General features: G+C 42.3%; 22 protein-coding genes. 10 read left to right on the forward strand and 12 right to left on the reverse strand.

Annotated features, from left to right (window positions below):
* Positions 1–26 precede the first annotated feature (26 nt).
* The 5 genes from BUA59_RS21770 to lptM are packed head-to-tail and all read right to left on the reverse strand — an operon-like array spanning position 27 to position 3,638.
* Entirely contained in the window at positions 27–740 is a 714-nt protein-coding gene (locus tag BUA59_RS21770; RefSeq protein WP_072842078.1) for an HAD family hydrolase, read from the reverse strand.
* Positions 737–1,402, reverse strand: a complete 666-nt coding sequence (locus BUA59_RS21775; protein WP_072842080.1) for a DUF484 family protein — start codon at positions 1,400–1,402, stop codon at positions 737–739. Before BUA59_RS21775 ends, BUA59_RS21770 begins: the two co-directional genes overlap by 4 nt.
* Before the next feature lie 7 nt (positions 1,403–1,409).
* The gene (dapF, locus tag BUA59_RS21780; RefSeq protein ID WP_072842082.1) at positions 1,410–2,240 is read right to left on the reverse strand and encodes a diaminopimelate epimerase; all 831 of its coding nucleotides are present in this window, start codon (positions 2,238–2,240) and stop codon (positions 1,410–1,412) included.
* A 10-nt stretch (positions 2,241–2,250) separates the two neighbouring features.
* Positions 2,251–3,504: a diaminopimelate decarboxylase gene (gene lysA / locus BUA59_RS21785; RefSeq protein ID WP_072842083.1), complete on the reverse strand. Its 1,254-nt coding sequence runs from the start codon at positions 3,502–3,504 to the stop codon at positions 2,251–2,253.
* A 14-nt stretch (positions 3,505–3,518) separates the two neighbouring features.
* A complete protein-coding gene (lptM, locus tag BUA59_RS23720; RefSeq protein ID WP_198432149.1) occupies positions 3,519–3,638 on the reverse strand; it encodes an LPS translocon maturation chaperone LptM in 120 nt (39 codons plus the stop codon).
* Positions 3,639–3,862: 224 nt separating this feature from the next.
* Here lptM and BUA59_RS21795 point away from each other — a divergent pair, with 224 nt between their 5' ends.
* The gene (locus BUA59_RS21795) at positions 3,863–4,741 is read left to right on the forward strand and encodes a hypothetical protein (RefSeq protein WP_072842087.1); all 879 of its coding nucleotides are present in this window, start codon (positions 3,863–3,865) and stop codon (positions 4,739–4,741) included.
* Between the two features lie 86 nt (positions 4,742–4,827).
* Here BUA59_RS21795 and argH read toward each other — a convergent pair whose 3' ends face one another.
* Positions 4,828–6,228, reverse strand: a complete 1,401-nt coding sequence (gene argH, locus BUA59_RS21800; protein WP_072842089.1) for an argininosuccinate lyase — start codon at positions 6,226–6,228, stop codon at positions 4,828–4,830.
* A 156-nt stretch (positions 6,229–6,384) separates the two neighbouring features.
* Between argH and hemC the strand changes: the two genes are divergently transcribed.
* Genes hemC through BUA59_RS21820 form a run of 4 tightly spaced genes read left to right on the forward strand, consistent with a single transcriptional unit; the run spans position 6,385 to position 10,610 of the window.
* Positions 6,385–7,323: a hydroxymethylbilane synthase gene (hemC, locus tag BUA59_RS21805; protein WP_139248945.1), complete on the forward strand. Its 939-nt coding sequence runs from the start codon at positions 6,385–6,387 to the stop codon at positions 7,321–7,323.
* A gap of 41 nt (positions 7,324–7,364) precedes the next feature.
* Complete coding sequence (locus BUA59_RS21810; protein WP_072842093.1) at positions 7,365–8,117, forward strand: uroporphyrinogen-III synthase; 753 nt, start codon at positions 7,365–7,367, stop codon at positions 8,115–8,117.
* Between the two features lies 1 nt (position 8,118).
* Complete coding sequence (locus BUA59_RS21815; RefSeq protein WP_072842095.1) at positions 8,119–9,384, forward strand: uroporphyrinogen-III C-methyltransferase; 1,266 nt, start codon at positions 8,119–8,121, stop codon at positions 9,382–9,384.
* On the forward strand, positions 9,381–10,610 hold the full coding sequence (locus BUA59_RS21820) for a heme biosynthesis HemY N-terminal domain-containing protein (protein ID WP_072842097.1): 1,230 nt from the start codon (positions 9,381–9,383) through the stop codon (positions 10,608–10,610). Before BUA59_RS21815 ends, BUA59_RS21820 begins: the two co-directional genes overlap by 4 nt.
* Before the next feature lie 118 nt (positions 10,611–10,728).
* Here BUA59_RS21820 and BUA59_RS21825 read toward each other — a convergent pair whose 3' ends face one another.
* The 3 genes from BUA59_RS21825 to BUA59_RS21835 form a co-directional block, all read right to left on the reverse strand.
* Entirely contained in the window at positions 10,729–12,276 is a 1,548-nt protein-coding gene (locus BUA59_RS21825; RefSeq protein WP_072842099.1) for a methyl-accepting chemotaxis protein, read from the reverse strand.
* Between the two features lie 99 nt (positions 12,277–12,375).
* Positions 12,376–13,287 (reverse strand): bile acid:sodium symporter family protein, encoded by a 912-nt coding sequence (locus tag BUA59_RS21830; protein ID WP_072842101.1) that lies wholly within the window; start codon positions 13,285–13,287, stop codon positions 12,376–12,378.
* A gap of 55 nt (positions 13,288–13,342) precedes the next feature.
* A complete protein-coding gene (locus BUA59_RS21835) occupies positions 13,343–13,528 on the reverse strand; it encodes a hypothetical protein (RefSeq protein ID WP_072842103.1) in 186 nt (61 codons plus the stop codon).
* A gap of 91 nt (positions 13,529–13,619) precedes the next feature.
* Between BUA59_RS21835 and yaaA the strand changes: the two genes are divergently transcribed.
* Positions 13,620–14,402, forward strand: coding sequence for a peroxide stress protein YaaA (yaaA, locus tag BUA59_RS21840; protein ID WP_072842105.1), 783 nt, complete (start codon positions 13,620–13,622; stop codon positions 14,400–14,402).
* A 34-nt stretch (positions 14,403–14,436) separates the two neighbouring features.
* Here the strand turns inward: yaaA and prmC are convergent, their stop codons facing one another.
* Genes prmC through hemA form a run of 3 tightly spaced genes read right to left on the reverse strand, consistent with a single transcriptional unit; the run spans position 14,437 to position 17,674 of the window.
* Positions 14,437–15,285, reverse strand: coding sequence for a peptide chain release factor N(5)-glutamine methyltransferase (gene prmC, locus BUA59_RS21845; RefSeq protein ID WP_072842107.1), 849 nt, complete (start codon positions 15,283–15,285; stop codon positions 14,437–14,439).
* Positions 15,286–15,313: 28 nt separating this feature from the next.
* Positions 15,314–16,402 carry a peptide chain release factor 1 gene (gene prfA, locus BUA59_RS21850; RefSeq protein WP_072842109.1) on the reverse strand — a complete coding sequence of 363 codons (1,089 nt, stop codon included), beginning with the start codon at positions 16,400–16,402 and terminating at the stop codon, positions 15,314–15,316.
* A 3-nt stretch (positions 16,403–16,405) separates the two neighbouring features.
* Positions 16,406–17,674 (reverse strand): glutamyl-tRNA reductase, encoded by a 1,269-nt coding sequence (gene hemA, locus BUA59_RS21855; RefSeq protein WP_072842111.1) that lies wholly within the window; start codon positions 17,672–17,674, stop codon positions 16,406–16,408.
* Between the two features lie 222 nt (positions 17,675–17,896).
* Between hemA and BUA59_RS21860 the strand changes: the two genes are divergently transcribed.
* The 4 genes from BUA59_RS21860 (at position 17,897) to BUA59_RS21875 (ending at position 22,151) form a co-directional block, all read left to right on the forward strand.
* A complete protein-coding gene (locus tag BUA59_RS21860) occupies positions 17,897–19,684 on the forward strand; it encodes a tetratricopeptide repeat protein (protein ID WP_245813222.1) in 1,788 nt (595 codons plus the stop codon).
* Positions 19,681–20,259 (forward strand): lipoprotein insertase outer membrane protein LolB, encoded by a 579-nt coding sequence (gene lolB, locus BUA59_RS21865; protein WP_072842115.1) that lies wholly within the window; start codon positions 19,681–19,683, stop codon positions 20,257–20,259. Before BUA59_RS21860 ends, lolB begins: the two co-directional genes overlap by 4 nt.
* A complete protein-coding gene (ispE, locus tag BUA59_RS21870; RefSeq protein WP_072842116.1) occupies positions 20,244–21,119 on the forward strand; it encodes a 4-(cytidine 5'-diphospho)-2-C-methyl-D-erythritol kinase in 876 nt (291 codons plus the stop codon). Before lolB ends, ispE begins: the two co-directional genes overlap by 16 nt.
* Positions 21,120–21,203: 84 nt before the next feature.
* A complete protein-coding gene (locus BUA59_RS21875; protein WP_072842118.1) occupies positions 21,204–22,151 on the forward strand; it encodes a ribose-phosphate diphosphokinase in 948 nt (315 codons plus the stop codon).
* The last annotated feature ends 38 nt before the right edge of the window (positions 22,152–22,189 follow it).

The raw sequence follows: 22,189 nt of genomic DNA on the forward strand, positions 1-22,189 counted from the left end.
TCTTTAATTAAAGCGATAGAAAAATGCTATAACATTAAAGATCGAATGACTGTTGGCAATTCAAGTAAGGAATGTATTTCTGCATGAGAGCGAGCGCCCCAATCATCCCCCCAACGCTGGGCACCATGACGATTAAACCAAATACTTTTTGCTCCAGCATTTGACGCACCAAAGACATCATCCATAGGGTGATCACCAATATGAATAAGCTCAGATAAGTCTACACCAGCTTTTTTTGCTGCCATTGAAAATACATCAACAGCAGGCTTTGCAACACCAACTTGGTCTGCTCGTACAGCAAAATCAAAATACTGTCCTAAACCGACATAAGGATGAAATACATCAGCATTACCGTTGGTGATAACAGCCAAAGCATAGTCCTGGCTCAAAGCCTCTAAGACATCCACTACATGAGGGTAAAGATCAACCTTTTGGCGCCACTCACAAAAGTGCGCCAGCGCAGCACCAGCAACGGATTCAGCTTCTTCAGAAGGCAACCCAAATTGCTTTAGCGCAAGCTTGTATACAGCCAGACGAATCGCGGTTAGATTAAAAGCCATCTCTGGATTCTTAGATAAGACTTGACCTTTTAACTCCTCTCGGGCGAGAAGCGAATATTGCAGAGAGAAACCTGGAAAGCGCTCTTCAAACCAAGACTCCATGGCATATTCCGCTCGCATAATGACCGGAGCGACATCCCATAAAGTATTATCAAGGTCAAAGGTAATAAGAATGCTCACGGCAACAGCCTCAATAGAATCGCACTCAATAAATCAGCGAGGTACTGAAGAAACAAGGCGCCTTTTTCCTTTTCAAAAGCCGATTTACTTTCTGCCCCTAATACCAGAACGCCACATTTTCTAATCTCTCCGCCTTCTCGTGAAAGAAGCGGTAAAACAGCAACAGAACGAATAGATGTAGCATCATCAAGGAAAAGAAAGCTCATTTCATTTGCTGGCAACATTCCACAAAAACAGTCCGTAAACCCAGCAGCATGAGACAAAAACACATCGTCTTCCACCAGCTTATGAGACCTAACAGCACTATCCGGAAACTCGCCGTATAAAACCAATTCATGATGAGACACTTCAAAATCGTCTCTCACCATATCGTCGACAATAACTGCTAGGTCGTCTAAGGAGCTACAGGTAAGACCTGCTAATACTAAACGACGACTTTTTTGCATAGTAGACTCATTTTCACGAGCCACTTCGACTAGACGCTCAAACTGAGCACGATAATCAGCCGTCGACTTGCGTAACAAATTCACCTGATATTCAAGTAACGAAACTACTTTCCCATTAACTGGATGAGGAAGTGTCAGACTCTCCAACAAATCAGCATGCCGAATAAAAAAATCCGGTGTTTTTGACAAATATTGAATCACTTCTTCTTCGCTCATAATCCCTCTATAGGTAAATTTGACCTTCGAATACTTTCTCAGCGGGACCTGTCATAAGAATAGGCGAGCCTTCACCCTGCCATTCAATATGTAAATCTCCGCCGCGCAAATGGGCTGTCACTTTAGGTGATAACCATCCCTGTTTGATTCCAGCAACAACCGCCGCACAAGCACCAGTTCCGCAAGCCTGAGTTTCACCAACGCCACGCTCATAAACACGTAAATTGATTTCATCAGGATTAATAACCTGCATAAAGCCAACATTCACCTTTCTAGGAAAGCGCTCATGACACTCAATCAACGCACCAACCTTAGCAACCTCATCATCCATTAGTTGATCAACTTTGATCACTGCATGGGGATTACCAACAGACACTGGTGTCATTAAATATTCAGTACCATCAGCTATTATGCTGTAAAGAGTGTCACAAGGTTCTGCTGTAAACGGCAAATCCTGCGGTTCAAAACTTGGTGCTCCCATATCTACCGTAACTAAACCACCGTCTAGCACACGTAATTGGATCGCACCGCGCTTTGTTTCAACATTGATAATGCGCTTATTTGTTAACTCTCGATCTAAAACAAATTTAGCAAAACAACGAGCACCATTTCCACAATGCTCAACTTCACTGCCATCTGAATTATAGATACGATAACGGAAATCCATATCTGGATCAGTGGGTGGCTCAACCACTAAAAGCTGATCAAAGCCAATCCCCCAGTTACGATCACTCAACCTCTCGATTTGCTGTTTATTAAAAAACACCTTACGAGACACCGCATCGACTACAACAAAATCATTTCCTAGACCATGCATTTTGGTAAATTTTAATAACACGACGAACTCCTTAGTCTGGCAAGATTTGCTCACCAGCTAACTGATGTTCAATCGTTTCACGAGCACGAATCAAATAGGTTTTATCGCCATCGACCATAACTTCCGCAGCACGATTACGGCTATTGTAATTTGATGACATTGTGAAGCCATAAGCTCCCGCAGAGCGAACCGCCAAAAGATCACCGGCCTGAATATCTAACTCACGATCCTTACCCAAAAAGTCGCCGGTCTCACAAATAGGACCGACAAGATCGTAGTTGCGCTTGCCCTCTGGCGTTGGCAACAAAGAGACAGGAACAATGTTCATCCACGCGCCGTATAAAGATGGGCGGATAAGGTCATTCATCGCACCGTCAATGATGGCGAAGTTTTTATGCGGATTGCATTTCAAAAACTCAACTTGTGTTAATAAGATACCAGCGTTCGCTGCGATAGAACGACCTGGCTCAAAAGCCAGTTCGAAATTTCTACCTTTTACTTTCTCAAGCAGTAGCTTAGCGTAATCAGCAGGCTCTGGTGGTACTTCGTCACGATAACGAACACCCAACCCGCCACCCAGATCAAGGTGTTTAATTGTAATGCCGACTTCAGCTAGTTCATCTACCAAACCAATAAGACGATCGAATGTATCTAAGAAAGGTTTTAGTTCTGTCAATTGTGAGCCGATGTGGCAATCTACGCCCATAACATTTAAGTTAGGTAATTCATGAGCAATTTTGTAGATACGAACCGCGTCTTTAATATCGATGCCAAACTTGTTTTCTTTCAAACCCGTTGAAATATAAGGATGAGTTTTAGCATCGACATCAGGATTGACGCGTAAAGATACAGGCGCCACTTTGCCCATTTCGCCAGCAACTTGATCCAATCGGTATAGTTCTGCTTCAGATTCGACGTTAAAGCAATGAATACCGACTTCTAACGCACGACGCATTTCCACAGCTTGTTTACCTAAACCGGAGAACATAACTTTTGAAGGCTCGCCACCCGCTTTTAAAACACGCTCAAGCTCACCAACAGAAACAATATCGAAGCCTGATCCCAAGCGAGCTAAGACATTCAAAATCGCAATATTAGAACAGGCCTTTACCGCATAGCAGATCAAGGTTGGGTGTGATGCGAATGCATCCGCGTAAGCTTTATAGTGACGTTCAAGAGTGGCACGAGAGTATACGTAACAAGGCGTACCATACTGATTTGCAACATCTGACAAGGCAACATCCTCTGCGTGCAGAGTCTGATTCGAATAATTAAAAAAGTCCAAAAGGGAATCCTCAGCTATAAAGACGATTCTTGCTGCGTTTCAGCCGTGTCACTCGGTAAATAAAGCGCACCTTTATTTCCGCAAGCTGTAAGGAAAACAGCCAACACACACACTGAAAGCAACTTAAACATCATCTTATCTCTTCTATTTTTGATTGAGACAGTATACCTTGCAGCCAGTTCGTTTCCCAACCCCAGCGAGCTAATTACATAGATATTCTTTGGACAGTATTCTTTAGACAGAATAGGCATGCGCTTTGCCTTGAATTTGCTATATTTACCTCAAGCTATAAAGACACTGACTTAAGTTGGACTCAAACATCGCTAACTTCAACAAAACACAAAAAACAAGAAGCTTAATGAAAAACAAGATTGCCCCATGGATGGCTGCACTTGTCTGTGCCATCGCAATACACATACTCATAATCGAAGTATCAGACAGCCAACATTGGTTTGATGTAGACACTCAACCCTCCACTTTTGAATTGTTTTTATTACCGGCAACACAAAAAACACCAAATAATGAGCCAACTGAAGCGGAAGTATTTAACCAGAGCGAAGAAACTAAACCAGTGGATGCTCAGCAAGCTGAAACAACGCTAGCCACAGAAGAAACACTACCTGCAAAAACTGAGCAAGCGGAACAAATAGAAGAAACAGACTCAATAACACCAACTGAGCCACCAGCCAGCATTGTGTCTGAAAAACCTACAGGCAAAGAACTAAGTGAAAGAAATAATGGATTTGATCCTCAAGAAGTAATAAACAACATAGACAATGAGCAGGTGTTATCAGAAACGCCTTTACAAGATAATGCACTGAATCCAAATATTAATACGGCTCAGTTAAGCTCCGACAAACCAGAACTACTTGATTTATCAAAAGTATCTTTGTCGCCAGATATAAAGGATGAAGCACTAACTGGTGTTTTCTCTGAAGAATTGAGAGATAAAATTACAGAGTCGAAGAAAGCACAAAAAGACTATTTGAAAGGCTTAACAAAAGAAGTCGACTACCCAATCACCAAAGACGCAGATGGTACACGCTACGTCAATATCAAAGGTGTCTGCTGGCGACTACCGAAAGAAGGCAGCAATGAAGGTTGGGCCATTGTATTTGATGGTTGTGGGGTAAAATCCAAGTTATTTCACTTTGAGTTGAATATTTCCCCCAGCATCATCACAAATGAGTTATTAGGGCCAGACTCACCATTCAATTTAGATCAAGCAGCAAAATAACTGTCTTCCTAAAAAGTCACCTAAACAAAAACGGCTACTCAAAGGTAGCCGTTTTAAATAGTTCCAGTCAGTCTAACTAAACAAACTTATCTTGCAGAAAGGTCTGCTTTAGCGCGTTCGACTGCTATTAATACTTGAGCAGGTGCCGTTCCACCAATGTGGTTACGAGCTGCTACAGAACCTTCAAGAGTCAAAACATCAAAGACGTCGGCTTCGATCATGCTACCGAAAGATTGAAGTTCTTCCAATGTCATTTCAGATAAATCCTTTCCGGTTTTCACACCGTAACCCACAGCTTTACCCACTACTTCGTGAGCATCACGGAATGCAACGCCATGACGTACCAAGTAGTCAGCTAAATCGGTAGCAGTAGAAAAACCACGACGAGCAGCTTCGTACATATGTTCTTTACGAGACTCAATTGCAGGAATCATATCGGCAAATGCACGTAATGAGCCTTTTAGAGTATCAACCGTATCAAACAATGGCTCTTTATCTTCTTGGTTGTCTTTGTTGTAAGCCAAGCATTGTGACTTCATCAGGGTTAACAGGCCCATCAAATGCCCATAAACACGACCTGTTTTACCACGAACCAATTCTGGCACATCTGGATTTTTCTTCTGCGGCATAATGGACGAGCCGGTACAAAAGCGGTCTGGCAAATAAATGAAGTTAAACTGAGCAGATACCCACATCACCATTTCTTCAGCCCAGCGGGACATGTGCATCATGATAATAGACGCCGTTGCCGTAAATTCGATGGCAAAATCTCGGTCACTTACTGAATCCAAAGAGTTGTAAGTTGGGCGTTCAAAACCTAGCAACTCTGCCGTCATATGACGATCGATTGGGTAAGTTGTTCCCGCAAGCGCAGCTGCGCCAAGCGGTAAAATATTAATACGTTTACGGCAATCAACTAGACGCTCGTAATCACGCTGCATCATTTCATACCAAGCCATCAAATGATGACCAAAGGTCACTGGCTGAGCCGTTTGCAAATGCGTGAAGCCAGGCATAATGGTGTTCGCTTCTTTTTCAGCTAAGCTCAAAATGCCTTGTTGTAAACGAGTAACCTCCTCTAACAAGAAATCCACTTCGTCACGCATATAAAGACGAATGTCTGTAGCTACCTGGTCATTACGAGAACGGCCAGTGTGCAATTTTTTACCTGTTATGCCGATTTTTTGCGTCAAACGAGCTTCAATATTCATGTGAACATCTTCTAACTCAATCGACCACTCAAACTCACCGCGAGCAATTTCGTCTTCGATTTCAGTCAGCCCCTGAATAATCTGATCTCGCTCTTCTTCAGTCAAAACGCCAACACTGGCAAGCATTTTGCCATGTGCAATTGACCCTTGAATATCCTGTTTTGCCATACGTTGATCAAACTCAACAGAAGCAGTAAAACGCGCAACAAACGCATCAACAGGCTCAGAAAAACGACCACCCCATTGCTGGTTCGTGGTTTTATTAGTATCAGTCATTCGGTTGGTTCCCACACAAATTCAAACAGCTGCCAAGAGTACATTAAGCGCCTCGACTTATAAAGCATTGAAAGATGACGGACTCCTTCTTAACGAGTATCATTGATGAAGAAAAGTGAAAGATATTTGTCCATCTACAAGTCATTAGGAGATGAAGTGAAAGATAAGATTGTGATCGCAACCAGAGAAAGTCAGTTAGCCCTTTGGCAAGCCAATAACGTCAAAGCGCAACTAGAAAGCCTCTACCCTGACATGAAAGTTGAATTACTTGGCATGACAACAAAAGGCGATCAAATTTTAGATTCACCTCTTTCTAAAATTGGCGGCAAAGGTCTTTTTGTTAAAGAACTAGAAAACGCACTTACAGAAGGTCGAGCCGATATTGCTGTGCATTCCATGAAAGATGTACCAATGGCCTTTCCTGAAGGATTAGGTCTCGCCGTAATTTGTGAGCGCGAAGACCCTAGCGATGCCTTTGTTTCTAATAAAGTGGAATCACTTGATCAGCTACCAAGCGGTGCAGTCGTAGGTACATCCAGCTTACGCCGCTCTTGCCAGTTACGCATGAAACGCCCCGACCTGATAATCAAAGACCTTCGCGGCAACGTGAATACGCGCCTCAGAAAAATGGATGACGGTGAATACGATGCCATTATTTTGGCGACGGCTGGCTTAGTTCGCCTAGAAATGCTTGACCGAATTCGACAAAGAATTCCTGCTGAAACGAGCTTACCAGCAGGCGGACAAGGTGCTATGGGAATAGAATGCCGATCTGATGATGTTCAAACCATTAATTTATTAGCGCCATTGCAACATGAAGAAACGGCCATTCGAGTTACTGCAGAACGCGCAGTGAATGAGCGCCTTAATGGGGGGTGCCAAGCCCCTATTGCTTGTTTCGCGATATTAACAGGCGACTCTATTTGGTTAAGAGGCTTGGTCGGTAGTCCTGATGGCAAAACTATGATTGAAGGCGAAATTCGTGGTCATAAAGACGATGCAAAATCCCTTGGAGTTCAATTGGCCGACGACTTACTTGCTCGCGGCGCAGACATCATACTTGATGCCTTATACAATGAAGAAAATAGTAATTAAGAAGTTCAACTAGAAAGCAAAATAGAATAGGCAAAATATTAGTGCAAGACTGTCGTATCCTAATAACCCGCCCCGAGCCTGAAAATTCGCTTAGCCGTGAACGCGTTCGCGCTTACGGCTGGGTAGCAGTACCTCTTCCAATGCTGGAAATTACACCTGTAGAAGATATAAACAAAAAAGCTATTATTCGGGCACAAATTTTTGATATCGATACGTTTGATTACGTTATATTTGTTAGTAAAAATGCCGCTCGTCTCGCGTGCGATTGGCTAGATGAATGCTGGCCAATGCTACCAATTAATGTTCATTGGATCGGCATAGGCCAAGGTACGACACAAACATTATTAAATGAAGGCGTTCCAGCTCTATCGAATCCTGGACATACTACTGAAGCCTTACTTGAATGGTTAAAGCCTGCCAGAATGAAAGATCAGAAAGTATTGATTGTTCGTGGCGAAGGTGGACGCCCAGAACTTGCCAATAAGCTGAAGGAGAGAGGCGCAAAAGTCAGCTATCTTTCGCTCTACGATAGAAAAAAACCGATCTATTATGCTCAAACTTTCTTCATGCTGCCCGATATCAATTTAATATGGGTAACAAGTGGAGAAAGTTTACTCAATCTTTCAGAATACGTGTCGCTGCATAAACCAGAATGGAAAACGCTGCCTATACTCACACCTAGTATTAGGGTCAATCAGCAAGCAAAAGAAATGGGTTGGATAAATGCCTCGTGCGCAAATGGCGCTGACGATAATAGCTTGATCAAAGCGACAGAATTTCACACAGGAAAATAGAATGACTGAGAATAACAAGCAAGAGCAACATCCAAACGCCGCTATTGAGACAACGCCTGAAGCTGAAACTAAAAGCCAAAAGAAGCAGCCAGATCTGCTTGAAAAAGCTAAAGAAAAAAACACACCACAACCAGCAATCAATCTACTTGTCTCACTTTCTCTTGGCCTATCAGCTGTCGCCCTAGCAACAAGTGGTTGGTTATATTTCCAAAGTACTCAAAGCACACTTCACAAAGACATTCAGCAATTAACAACTCAACAAACTAATTTCGATAATAAGTTAAACGCCAATACGCTGAATAAATCTCAGTTTAATCAACTAATTGAACAAGTTAAAACGTCAGAGCAAACAATCCTATTGCAAAAAAATGAACTCGCGGTCCAGCAAGCTCAACAGGACGAAAAGCTACTATCACTTGAATCAAGGCTTAATCGACTCAACAACACCACTAAAGAAGATTGGAAGTTAGCTGAGGCTGAGTATTTAATTCGTCTTGCTAATCAACGTTTATTACTTGAGTCTGACAATAGCGGCGCTGCCACATTACTCATCAATGCTGATGATATTCTTAATGAACTCGAAGACCCTATCGTATTTGCAACACGTAAAGCCTTGGCAAAAGACATCCAAGCGTTAAAGTCCATCAGCCAATTTGATTTAGAAGGCGCTTACCTCAAGCTAAACGCTTTGTATGATAATGTTCAAACTCTGCCTCAACGAGAACCATCCAAAGAGTGGCAAGCAAATACCACAGAGAAAACAAAAGAAGCTGAAGACTCTACAACCAGCAAAATAACCTCAGTTCTAGAAAGCTTTTGGAAATCCATACGTTCACTAGTGGTCATAAATTACAATCACAAACCAATAAAAGCGTTGCTGCCACCAGCAGAATACCAAGAGCTCATTACTGGTATACAACTACAACTGGAAATTGCTCAGGTAGCCTTAATCAAAGGCGAGCCAATGATTTACCAACAAGCGCTGTCTCGTGTTGCAAACGCAACAACAGAGCATTTTGAAACTCAATCAAATATTGTTACGACATTCTTGGCCAGTCTAACCGTATTACAACAGCTGAATCCATCACCAGACCTACCACTCCCTAGAGAATCATTAATGGCGATGAAATCATTAATGAAGGAATGGAATGACCGCAGCTCAATCAAACCAAATACCTCCGACAATGTTGAGCAATCTCAAATAGAGAGTGAGAAAAAAAGCGAAAGCACTACCGCACCTCAAACCGACCTAGGAGATAAAGCATGAGAAAACTCCTTTTCCTACTTGTCATCATGATGGCAGTGGGTGGTGTATTAGGGCTACTGATGCGTCAAGACAGCGGCTATGTACTCGTGGCTTACAATGGCGTTACCGTTGAAACCAGTTTATGGGTCTTAGTTGTAGCCATGGTTATCGCGCTATTTGTACTTAGCTGGGTAAAACGAATTCTGTTTATAGCTCTAAGGCCCAGCAACTCTCTAGCAAAAGTCACTGGCAATTTGGCGCAAAAAAGAGCCTCACGAAATACTATTCGAGGCATGTTGGAACTCGTTGGTGGCAATTGGAACAAAGCAGAGAAATTACTAACCAACAGCGCCGAAAAAGTCCCTTACCCACTGATCAATTATATCGGTGCCGCTTATGCCGCCAGCGAACAAGATGAACATGAACGCTCAAAAGCATTATTACGCTCCGCCCATAAATCAACACCAGAAGCAGAATTTGCTATTGGCTTTGCTCAAAGCCAAATCCAAATAAAGCAAGAACACTACGAAGGCGCTCTCGCCTCGCTTTTGCGTCTACAAAAGTTGAAACCAAAGCACAAACAAGTATTAAAAATGCTAGTCACGGTTTACAAGCAGCTAAAAGACTGGGATGCCTTGCTCACCCTAACCCCAATACTCAAAAAAGATGGCATATTCGATGATGATAATATGCTTGAGCTAGAACGAAATGCATTTTTAGCTCTACTTGATAAGATAAAGTTTCGCAATAAGCTTGGACAAAACAAAAAAGAGCTGGTTGCTGAAGTAGAAAACCTGTGGAATAAATTAGACACTCTGTCTCAAGATGACAGGATGAGACAACTATATGCTCACACCCTCATTCATTTCGGAGACGATGCAAAAGCTGAAAGCTTTATTCGCAATAGCTTAAATAACAGATGGTCTGAAGAGTTGGTTTATGAATATGGCAACATAAAACAAGACAACACTAAAAAGCTATTAACCCATTGTGAAAACTGGCTTAAAAAAGAGCCAGCAAGTGCAAACTTATATCTTGTCTGTGGCCGCTTGAGCCAATCAATGATGCTGTGGGGTAAGGCAAGAGACTACTACGAACAAGCGCTTTCTCTTGATACACAAAACGAAGCGCTTGCAGAGCTGAGTCGCTTACTAAAAGCCATGGGCGATACCAAAGCAAGCCAAGAGCTAATGATGATTAATCTGAGTAATGCTAGTAATCAATTAAAACCACTACCTCTGCCTTAGCAACCTCATTCGCAAAATATATAGACATAAAAAAACGCTGTTATTTTCATAACAGCGTTTTTTATTATTCATAAATAGAGCTAATCGTTAAAATGTAACAGCCATCCAAAGTAAAGCGTTATTTAAAACGCACCACCAATTCATGCATATTATTCGCTACATCTTGCAAAGCTCTAATACTATCGCTTGATTGATTTGATTTCTCAGAGCTCTCAACAGACAAATCTGAAATTCGCACGACTTGACGATTAATATCCTCAGATACATGTGCTTGCTCTTCGACTGCAGCCGACATCTGTATTGCCATATCAGATATTTTCGACACGGCCTCAACAATGCTAACAAAGGCGCTTTCCATCGCTATGATTTTTTCTAAACCTTGTGCTGCATCTTGCTTACCTTGATTGGCAATCGATACCGAGTTTTTAGCGCCACTGCGAAGCGTTTCTATAATGTGGTGAATATCCTTTGTGGAACCCTGTGTTCTTTGAGCCAGTTGACGCACCTCATCTGCCACTACAGCAAAACCTCGACCATGCTCGCCTGCACGCGCAGCTTCAATCGCTGCATTTAATGCCAACAGGTTCGTTTGCTCGGCAATTTGATCTATCATCTGCGCAACTTGTGCAATTTGTTCAGAGCGATCTGCCAGTTCCTGTACCGTAGCACCGATATCATTCACTGTTTCACTTAATTGGCGAATCGACTGACGTGTTTCTTCAACAGTTTTTTGCCCACTTTTTGCGGCTTCAGAAGAAGATTTAGCGCTATCCGCAGTCATTTGTACATGTTGAGCAACATCATTAATGGTTGTCGTCATTTGCTGCATAGCGGCAGCAACATCTTGGGTTTCATGCTGCTGACTTACCATCCCTTTAGTCGTTTCGATTGTAAGCCCAAGGCCAATTTTAGATTGTTCGGAGACTTTTAAAGACTCATCTTCAAAACGAGTCAATACTGCATCCATTCTTGATAAAAGACTCTTTACACCAACATCTAAGGTAGCAATATCTAAGGAGGTATCTGAATAAGTTATGCCAGCTAGAGGATGAAGAAAAGCAGTTGATAATCGCTGCTTTAAAGTCGCCTGTAATTTAGAATGGTTCAGAAAAAACAAGGCATTCGCCAATAAACTTGCCACAGTCAGAACGCCTGCACCGTACATAATGTTAACACTGCCTGCAGCAACAGCCAGAACGATACCAACCAAAGGCAACACTAGCTTCCATGACATAAAGGTTCTTGGCAGAACATTTTTACCACTATTGATTCGTTGATAGATTTTTCCTGCTCGTGCTACGTCTTCTCTATTAGGCACGGTCCTAACAGATTCATAACCAATAACTTTTCCACCTTCAGTGACAGGGGTTACGTAAGCATCCACCCAGTAAAAGTCGCCATTTTTACAGCGATTTTTCACCAAGCCCATCCAAGCTTTTCCTTGCTTTAAAGTGTCCCACATAATTTGGAACGCCTCTTTAGGCATATCAGGATGGCGTACGATGTTATGAGGGCTGCCAATTAACTCGCTTTTATCAAAGCCGCTAATTTTTACAAATGCATCATTGCAGTGAAGAATTTTTCCTTTCAAATCTGTAGTCGTAATGAGCTTCTCATCTTTAGAAAATGTTTTCTCTTGATTTGTCACTGGCATATTTTGGCGCATAGAAAAGCTATCCTTGAAACTTTATATAAAGGTAGTTTTAGATAGAAACCAATTTATCTTAACTTAACCATAAGATGAATTTATCAAAATATCTAAATATTATTTTAGTAAGCTTCTATTTAGCCAGCGAGTAAAAACGGGTAATAAATATGTAGGTATTTGTAAAGCACCAGCTAAGGGTAAAAACGCCGGCCCCAATAAAGTCCCTGCAATACTATACGTAAGTAAGACATTTCGATTCCCAGAAGTAATCGCTGCCGTTAGTGCAATAGCTTTGCCGTGCTTGCGATAAAAAAGATAAGACAAAGCAAAAAATAGACAACATAAACCCGTTGCTATCAGAAAGTAATTCAATGCCATCATTGGATCTTGATCAAATAACACACGAAAACTACCAACTAATCCAAATGGAAAAGCAAACACCAACAAAATGGTATAAGGCGATATTTTCATCAAAAACCGACTTAATGTTTCTTCAGGTAAAAAACGATGAACAAAAAATGAGAACAACATGGGGCCAAATATAAAAACCACTAAGCGAATGAAATAACTTCCCCAATCCAATTTAACACTTTGTGTCTGAAAAAATATCAAAGTAATAAAAATAGAAAGAGGTAAAACTAGTGTTGTTGCAATAGTCATTGCCATAGCCTGTAGGCTATCAAAACCTAACGCTCTAACAATCGCAGGTGTCGCAAATAAAGATCCAGTCGCGCCCACTGCAACAATGGCTAATAAAAGATCAGAATCAAACGCCAACCACCAGCCAATTACACTGACTACCCCCATAAACACAGCAGAATGCAACATGGCATAGAGCCATATTCCTTTACTACTCAATCGTTTAATTAATTCATTTTGTTTCATACCTAACAGCGTCAATGACATTAGGGTAAACAGCACAATAGGTAAAAAAGGGAAAAAAGCTAACGAAACCGAGGGAAGTAAAAAGCCAAGAACAGCAAACACGAACATAAAAGGAAGGGAATTTCGAACAAGGAAAAGCAACATGGGTTAAACACCTTAATAGGCAGCCCAATATAAAAAACAACCGTAAACTATCTAATTATTTTTTAGAGCCGCAGCAAATTTTATTATTTTCAGGTAACTCAGCAAGCTCAACCACCCAATCAGCTCGAGCCTTATCAAAAGCCGTTCTGAGAGCTTTTAATTCATCACTTGATGCAAGAGGAGCTTCTTTTTCATCATGACTCTGACGAGAAGAAGGGAATGGTATCAGATTATTCTTCATAAATTGTCTCTATTAAAGCATTGTCTGGATATCTATCGACACTCTATGGATAATCTTTAGCAAACGCAATGATCAAGCAGATGGAATACCTATGAAGTTTTTAATATCACCAGCGAAAACATTAGACCTAACCTCGACCCCTAGCATTGATACGTTCAGCGTACCTGAACTGCTAGATGAATCTAAAGAGCTCATCGATACGATCAAACCGTATTCACCGGCGGACATCGCTTCCCTCATGAAGCTCAGTGACAAGCTTGCTACGCTTAATGTATCTCGCTACCAAGAATGGCAAAAAGAGCATACTAAAGATAACAGCCGCCCTGCTATTTATACTTTTATGGGCGATGTGTACACAGGGCTAGATGCTTACTCATTAAATGAAAGCGATATGAAATACGCACAAGAGTCCCTACGTATTTTAAGTGGTCTGTACGGGCTGCTAAAACCATTAGATCTGATGCAGGCCTATCGATTAGAAATGGGGACTAGCCTAAAGAACGACAAAGGCAGCAACCTCTATCAATTTTGGGGAGACATCATTGTTGACAAGATTAACGAAACTCTTGAAGAAGGCGAATTACTGGTCAACTTAGCCTCTAACGAGTACTTCAAAGCGGTTAACAAAAAGAAGCTAACGTCACCATTAATTAGCCCAAACTTTCTCGACGAAAAAAATGGCAAGTTTAAAGTGATTAGCTTTTATGCAAAAAAAGCCCGTGGTTTGATGGCTCGCTACCTAATAGAAAACCGATGTGAAACGCTAGATGAACTTAAGGCATTTGATCTAGCTGGTTATCGCTATGATCCTCAGCAATCAACAAAAGACACTCCTGTGTTTATTCGCCCAGAAAGCGCACAGCCAAATAAATAAAGCGTCCAAACGAAGTAAGCGCTAACTCTAGCGCTTACTTCTTTAAACTATATTGCCCAATGGTAACCCGATCATTGCCACCTAAATCTTGAAAACTCTCGACGGCAGCAAAGCCCGCGTCAATCAGACATTTTTGAACCGCTGCAGCCTGATCATAACCATGCTCGAACATTAAATAGGCATTTGGCATCATAAAATTAGGCGCTATTTGAATGATATGCTCAATGTCAGCCATACCATGATTATCCGCCACCAAAGCGCTTTTAGGCTCAAAACGCACATCACCTTGTGACAAATGTTCATCATCAGGGTCAATATAAGGCGGGTTCGACACAATCAAATCAAATGGCTCGCAACCTTCCAAAGCATCAAACCAACTACTTTGCAGGAAATCCACGTTGCTAAGTTTATTACGTAGCGCATTACGCTTAGCCAAAGCCACAGCCTCTTCAACTAAATCCACGCCAACAACAGTCGATTTAGGCTGCTCTGACGCCAGCGATAAGGCAATTGCGCCTGTTCCAGTACCAAGATCTAGAATGCGATTTACTTTGCTTATATCAAGCACAGACAAAGCCACTTCCACCAGCAGTTCAGTGTCAGCTCGAGGAATCAGAGTACAAGGAGCGACCTCAAGGTCTAGGCTCCAAAACGCCTGCTGACCCAATAAATACGCAACAGGCTCACCAAGCTCCCGACGAGCCAATAAGTCATTAAAGCGCCCTACGTCTGATGTACTGACTAGTTTTTCTGGCCAGGTATAAAAATAGGAAGTTGACACAGCTAAGACATGAGCAAGCAGTAACTGCGCATCTAACTGAGCAGTCTCAGAGACAAAAGTAAGGCGCTCGTAAGCGCCTTTTAGTAGTTCATCAATTCGCATATGCGATGATTACCTTTATTTATTCAGATTAATTGTCGCCACTCAACGCTGCCAACTGCTCCGCTTGGAACTCGTTCACTAGCGGGTTGATCAAAGAGTCTAATTCACCAGCAACAATTTCATCTAGCTTGTACAAAGTTAGGTTAATACGGTGATCAGTAACCCTGCCTTGTGGATAATTGTAAGTACGGATACGTTCAGAACGATCACCACTACCCACCAAGGATTTACGCGCTTCGGATTGCTCACTCGCCGCTTTTTCTTGTTCAGCCGCTTGCAAACGAGACGCGAGCAAAGACATGGCTTTGGCACGGTTTTTATGCTGCGAACGCTCTTCCTGACACTCTACGACAACGCCTGTTGGAATGTGCGTCAAACGAATGGCCGAGTCTGTTTTGTTTACGTGCTGACCACCCGCACCAGAGGCACGGAAAGTATCAATGCGCAAATCGGATTTGTTGATGATGATGTCATCTAATTCATCCATTTCAGGCATGACCGCGACAGTACAAGCTGACGTATGGATACGGCCTTGAGATTCCGTCGCTGGAACACGTTGGACTCGATGAGCACCGGATTCAAACTTCAGTTTAGAATAAGCACCTTCACCAACAATCCGAGCAATCACTTCTTTGTAACCGCCATGCTCACCATCGCTTGCACTGACAATTTCAACTTTCCAACGTTGTGTCTCTGCATAACGAGAATACATGCGGAATAAATCGCCAGAGAAAATAGATGCTTCATCGCCACCAGTACCAGCACGCACTTCTAGGAATACGTTACGAGAGTCGTTCGGATCTTTAGGTAAAAGCAATTTTTGCAATACTAGCTGAAGCTCTTCTTTTTGTGCTTGACCGGCTTTGTATTCTTCCACACCCATTTCTTTTATGTCTGGGTCAGCATCCGTCATCATCAATTCGGCTTCAGCAATGTTTTCATCTATTTGCTGAAACTCATTAAAACACTTAACAACAGGCTCAAGCTCTGCGTATTCTTTGGAATAAGCACGGAACAAATCTTGATCCATAATGACTTCAGCCACACCTAAAAGCGCTGATAATTCGTCATAACGATCAGATAAACTTTCTAATTTTAACTTTATGGATTCTTTCATTTTTTAATTATCTTTTTCTTCGTAAATGCCCAATACATTTGAGGCAATGATTAATGCATCTTGATCGGCGTCGGCACCAGCATCACGCAAATAGCGTGTTGGCGCATGAATGAGCTTATTCATTAAACCATGAGCAAGTTTGTTAAGCACTTGCTCAGGAGACTGTCCCATTTCAAGACCTTTTAGAGCTTTTTCCAGTTCTGTATTTTTTATGGCCTCAGCGGATTGCCTAAAGGTCACTATCAGGTCTGACACTTTCCTCGACTCAACCACTCGTCGATAAGAATCAACCCCTTCTTCGATCATTTGCTCGGCCGCTTTCGCCGCATCTTGCCTTGCTCTGACATTTTCTTCAATCACTGAATGAAGATCATCGACGGTATAGAGATACGCGTCGTTTACTTCTTCCACTTCTGGCTCAATATCACGAGGCACAGCGATATCAATTAACAACATTGGTGAATGGCGACGTTGCGACGTTGCACGCTCTACCATGCCCTTACCGATAATGGGTAATTGGCTCGCTGTAGACGATATAACGATATCAGCCTGAGATAAATAATCGCCAATTTCACCCAACATAATGGCTTCAGCATTAAGCTCATCCGCTAAGATCTGAGCTCGCGCCAAGGTTCGGTTGGCCACTATGATGCGTTTAATACCATTTTCTTTTAGATGCCGCGCTACCAGCTCAATAGTTTGCCCAGCGCCAATTAATAGCGCCGTACTGTTTCTAATATCTGCGAAAATACGTTGTGCCAGACTCACTGCAGCAAACGCAATGGAAACCGGGTTTTCACCGATGGCTGTATCCGTGCGTACACGTTTAGCAACTGAAAAAGTACGCTGAAATAAAGACTCTAGTTCCGGACCAATACAAGAACCTTCTTGCGAAACCGCATAAGCAGACTTTACTTGCCCAAGAATCTGAGGCTCGCCTAGAATCAACGAATCTAAGCCTGATGCCACACGCATAACGTGGCGCACACTATCGTCATCAGAATGTGTATAACAGTATTGCTGTAATTCAGGCAAAGCAATGCCATGATACTCGCCAAGCCAAGCAATCACGCCATCCACCTTGCTAAGATCTTCAACCGAACAATAAAGTTCGGTGCGATTACAGGTCGATACTATTACTGCTTCATTGGCTTTATTCTCAGATATCAGAGAAGACAAGGCATCGATCATCTTTTCAGGCGCAAAGGCCACACGCTCACGTATCGAAACCGGCGCAGTTTTGTGATTTATACCTACAGTGATTAGCGGCATTCAGGACTCTTCTCAAAGATCGAGATCTTAAGGTAATGACAGGAACAAGCATTGCTCCAACATGACTCTTTACATAAAGAAGACACATTATACGAGAAATTCGCTTTTTTTCGCACCCCATATGCTCAATAAAAGTAATAGGATTAGTTTATAGTTATGACTGACATAAAGAGCCGCTAACGATACCATAAGGGTTGTATGAATTTAGCATCGAGAAAAAACATGCCTGTTGTTTTAGGCCCTGTACACAAAAAACATCCCCAAAAGCCCATTACAAAAGGGATTTTGTTATTTTTCACTCTTCTAAGCTTGCCTCTACTGAATGCATGTAGCCAAAACACGACTCAACAAAATACCTTGCCACCAAGTAAAGAGACACCTATAACGGAGAGCTTTGCTAATAAGGGTAAAATTGAGGAATTACTCAATGCCGAATTCACCTTACAAAGAGAAGGCCCAAACAAAGCCTTTGAACCTTTTTATGGATTAGCCAGCAAATCTGGCGATATTGCACTGATAGAAAGACTGACACACATTGCAGTGGTATCTCAAAATCACCTTTATATAGAAAGAAGTGCGAACTTATGGCTGTCTGTCGACCCAACATCGGAAGCCGCCTATTCATTAAAATTGCAGGTTCTCATCAAAGACAATCGCGCAGAAGAAGTAACCACTCTACTCATTAACGCCATGAGACATAAGGTTTCGTTGCGTTTTTTACCTATCTACCTCGAAGATAATGTCCGCGATAACGACCAAGTCAATACGATAGAAACAGCAATTTATGCACTTCCGCCAGAGTTAAAAAATAATCAATACATACAAGTAAGTTACGCACATCTTTTACTACTTTCAGGTAAATATCAGCTTGCTATTAATGCATCAGAAAAACTGTTAGCCCAAAAAAATACAGACAAAAATGAAGCACTTTATCTTATTTTGGCCTTTAGCCAAAAAAGCCTTGGACTGCTAGATGATGCCATCAAAACACTACAAACAGCATCTCAATATTTTCCCAAAAATACGCGAACAATCACACCTTTGATCGATTTCTTAGTTGAAAATGAACAACCAAAGGCGGCTACCGAGTTTTTCCAAAAAACAGATTTAGAGACACCTGAAAAACTACAAGTTGGCATTAACTTGATGCGTACCTTGCTGGAACACAACCAACCAGGATTAGCATTAGCAACAGCCAACGATCTCCCCGAAAAACAACTAGGTCTATCCAATCAGGTTCAATACTTAACAGCCATTGCTCTAGCTCAATTGGATAAAAAAGCACAAGCCGTAAAGGTGATGGAAAAAGTTGACGGCGCCTTACGAACCAATGCCACCAATCAAATAGCCCTGTGGCTTTATGATGACAACAAAGAGAATGATATCAATAACATGGTGCTGCGTAGAACAACGCGAGAAAACATGCCTGAGCAAGTTGCCGCTATCAGTCGTCTTCATGAAGAAAAAGGCCATACTGATTTATCATTCGAATTGATAAATAATGCTCTTATCGCACTTCCAGAATCTGACGCTTTGCGCTATCACAAAGCGCTACTCGCTGACACTCTAGGTAACTGGAAGATCACGGAGAAAGAGTTAACAACCTTGCTGCAAAAAGACCCAGACAATCCGCAGTACTTAAATGCTCTCGGCTATACGTTACTCACTCGAACCAAAAGAATAGATGAAGCCATGAGGTACATAGAATCGGCTTATGAAAAAGCAGACAATGACCCCGCTATTATTGATAGCCTAGGCTGGGGATTCTTTCTGAAAGGAGAGTTTGAGCAGTCTTCTTATTATTTGAAAAAAGCTTGGTCAATTTTACCAGACGCTGAAATCGCGGCCCACTACGGCGAATCATTATGGAAACAACGCCATTACAAAGAAGCAATAGCCGTATGGGAAGCTGCTTTAGAGACATCACCCGATACACCACTTTTACTCGACACCATTAAACGACTGTCACCGTCGTTACTTGAAGAACAAAAACAGGACAAACCGTCATGACTTATCGCACGCTCTGTATTCTTGCCTTTACCGCACTTATTAGTGCCTGTAGTTCCAGACCAACAGGACCAATAACACCACCGCCAGAAAGCGTTAGCGCCATTTCGAAATGGGAAACATCAGGCAGAGTAGGTATACGAACAAAGAATGATGCCGTTTCCGGCAATTTTAATTGGCAAAAGGATCCAAAAACATTTGCCTTGAGTATCGTTGGTCCTTTCGGACAAGGTGCTACTCATCTAAACCAATCGAATGATGGTATTGTGACATTAGCTTATGAAGATACTGTCGTTACAGGTAACAACCCAGCGACTTTACTACAACAAGAGTTAGGCTGGGAGTTCCCTGTCAACCAAGTCACCTATTGGATTAGAGGGTTAGCCTATCCAAATTCGGCTGCTAGAATAAGCAAAGACCCAGATAGCCAATTGCCAAATAAAATAGAGCAAGATGGCTGGCTTATTACCTATAGCAATTTCACTAAGGTAGATGGCTTGTCTTTACCGCAAAAAATGCAAGTGTCAAACCCGCCATTCAGAGTCAATTTAATTATTAACCAATGGACCATTCAGTAACCAATATGCAATTACCTTCTCCTGCAAAATTAAATTTATTTTTACACATCACTGGTCGACGAGAAGACGGCTACCATGAACTACAAACACTGTTTCAGTTTATTGATTTATGCGACACGCTCGATTTTTCACTAACTAGAAATAACCAAATCACAATTACACCTATTATTGAGCATCTTCCTACAGAAGATAACCTCATTTATAAAGCGGCAAAACTGCTGACACCATTCAAGAAAGATTCAACATTCGGCATCGACATTATCCTAACAAAACAATTACCTATGGGTGGCGGAATTGGTGGCGGTAGCTCAAACGCAGCAACCGCTTTGTTGGCGCTAAACGTATTATGGGGATGCCAGCTTTCTTTGGAAAAACTGGCAGAATTAGGCGTGCAATTAGGTGCTGACATTCCTGTTTTTGTCATGGGGTTCGCAGCGTTTGCTGAAGGCGTTGGAGAGAAGCTACAAAAAGTCGAGTTAGATACACCATATTTTTTGCTCATTAAGCCCAATTGCCACGTCTCAACTGGTCAAATATTTACCGATAAATATTTGACAAGAGACACCCCTCCCATCAGAATATCGCACGCCTTGAAGCTGGGTGGGCATAATGATTGCTTAGACGTGGTAAAAAAGCACAATCCTGAGGTCAATGAAGCGTATCTATGGTTGAAAAATTATGGTGACGCGAAGCTTACAGGAACAGGCGCTTGTCTATTTTTAGCATTCGATAATTTGCGCGACGCCGAACGAGTAAGATCGTCTACACCGACAAAATGGCAGAGTTGGGTTTGCCGTGGCTGTAACACTTCTCCAACACACGCTGCGCTAAACCAGTGGATTGAGCAAAATCGAGGTTAGTGTGCCACATAGACAACACCACCTCAGCCAGTCTTTTCTTGGCTAATAAATAGTCATCGCTACAAAATACAAAGGGTATACACAGTGTCCAAGTTGATGGTTTTTACCGGTAATGCAAACCCTGAACTCGCTCGCAGGGTGGTTCGCCGCCTAGGGCTACCTATCGGAAATGCAACCGTAGGTAAGTTTAGCGACGGAGAGATTACGGTCGAGATCAATGAAAATGTTCGTGGTAAAGACGTTTTTATTATCCAATCTACATGCGCACCTAGTAATGATAACTTGATGGAACTTATCGTCATGGCAGACGCTTTACGCCGCGCATCTGCCACTCGAGTTACCGCTGTTATACCTTACTTTGGCTATGCTCGTCAGGATCGTCGTGTACGTTCTGCTCGTGTGCCAATTACAGCAAAAGTGGTTGCTGATATGATTTCCGCAGTGGGTATCAATCGCGTACTAACGGTTGACCTTCATGCAGACCAAATCCAAGGATTCTTCGACATCCCTGTTGATAACGTCTACGCCACACCATTACTGCTTGATGATTTGCAACGCCAAGGCCATGAAAACATCACGGTTGTTTCCCCCGATGTGGGTGGTGTTGTTCGTGCACGTGCTTTTGCAAAATTACTAGATGATGCGGACTTAGCCATCATCGATAAGCGTCGTCCTCGCGCCAATGAAGCGCAGATCATGCACTTGATCGGTGATGTAGCAGGCAAAACGTGCGTTCTAGTGGACGACATGTGTGATACTGGCGGCACATTGTGCGCTGCAGCAAAAGCCCTAAAAGAACATGGCGCAGCAAAAGTGCTTGCTTACTGTACTCACCCTGTACTGTCTGGCAAAGCCATTGAAAACATTAAAAATTCCGTGCTTGATGAGTTGGTCGTGACTGATACCATCCCATTGACACAAGAGGCGCTTAATTGCCCTCAAATACGCCAATTGTCGATGTCTGACATTATGGCGGAGGCTGTTCGTCGTGTATGCAACGAGGAGTCTATCAGTGCCATGTTTGGGGCCTAAGCCAAACACTAACGCTCGGAACGGGTCGCATTTCTGGG

The sequence above is a fragment of the Marinomonas polaris DSM 16579 genome (assembly GCF_900129155.1).
GTDB classification, from domain to species: domain Bacteria; phylum Pseudomonadota; class Gammaproteobacteria; order Pseudomonadales; family Marinomonadaceae; genus Marinomonas; species Marinomonas polaris.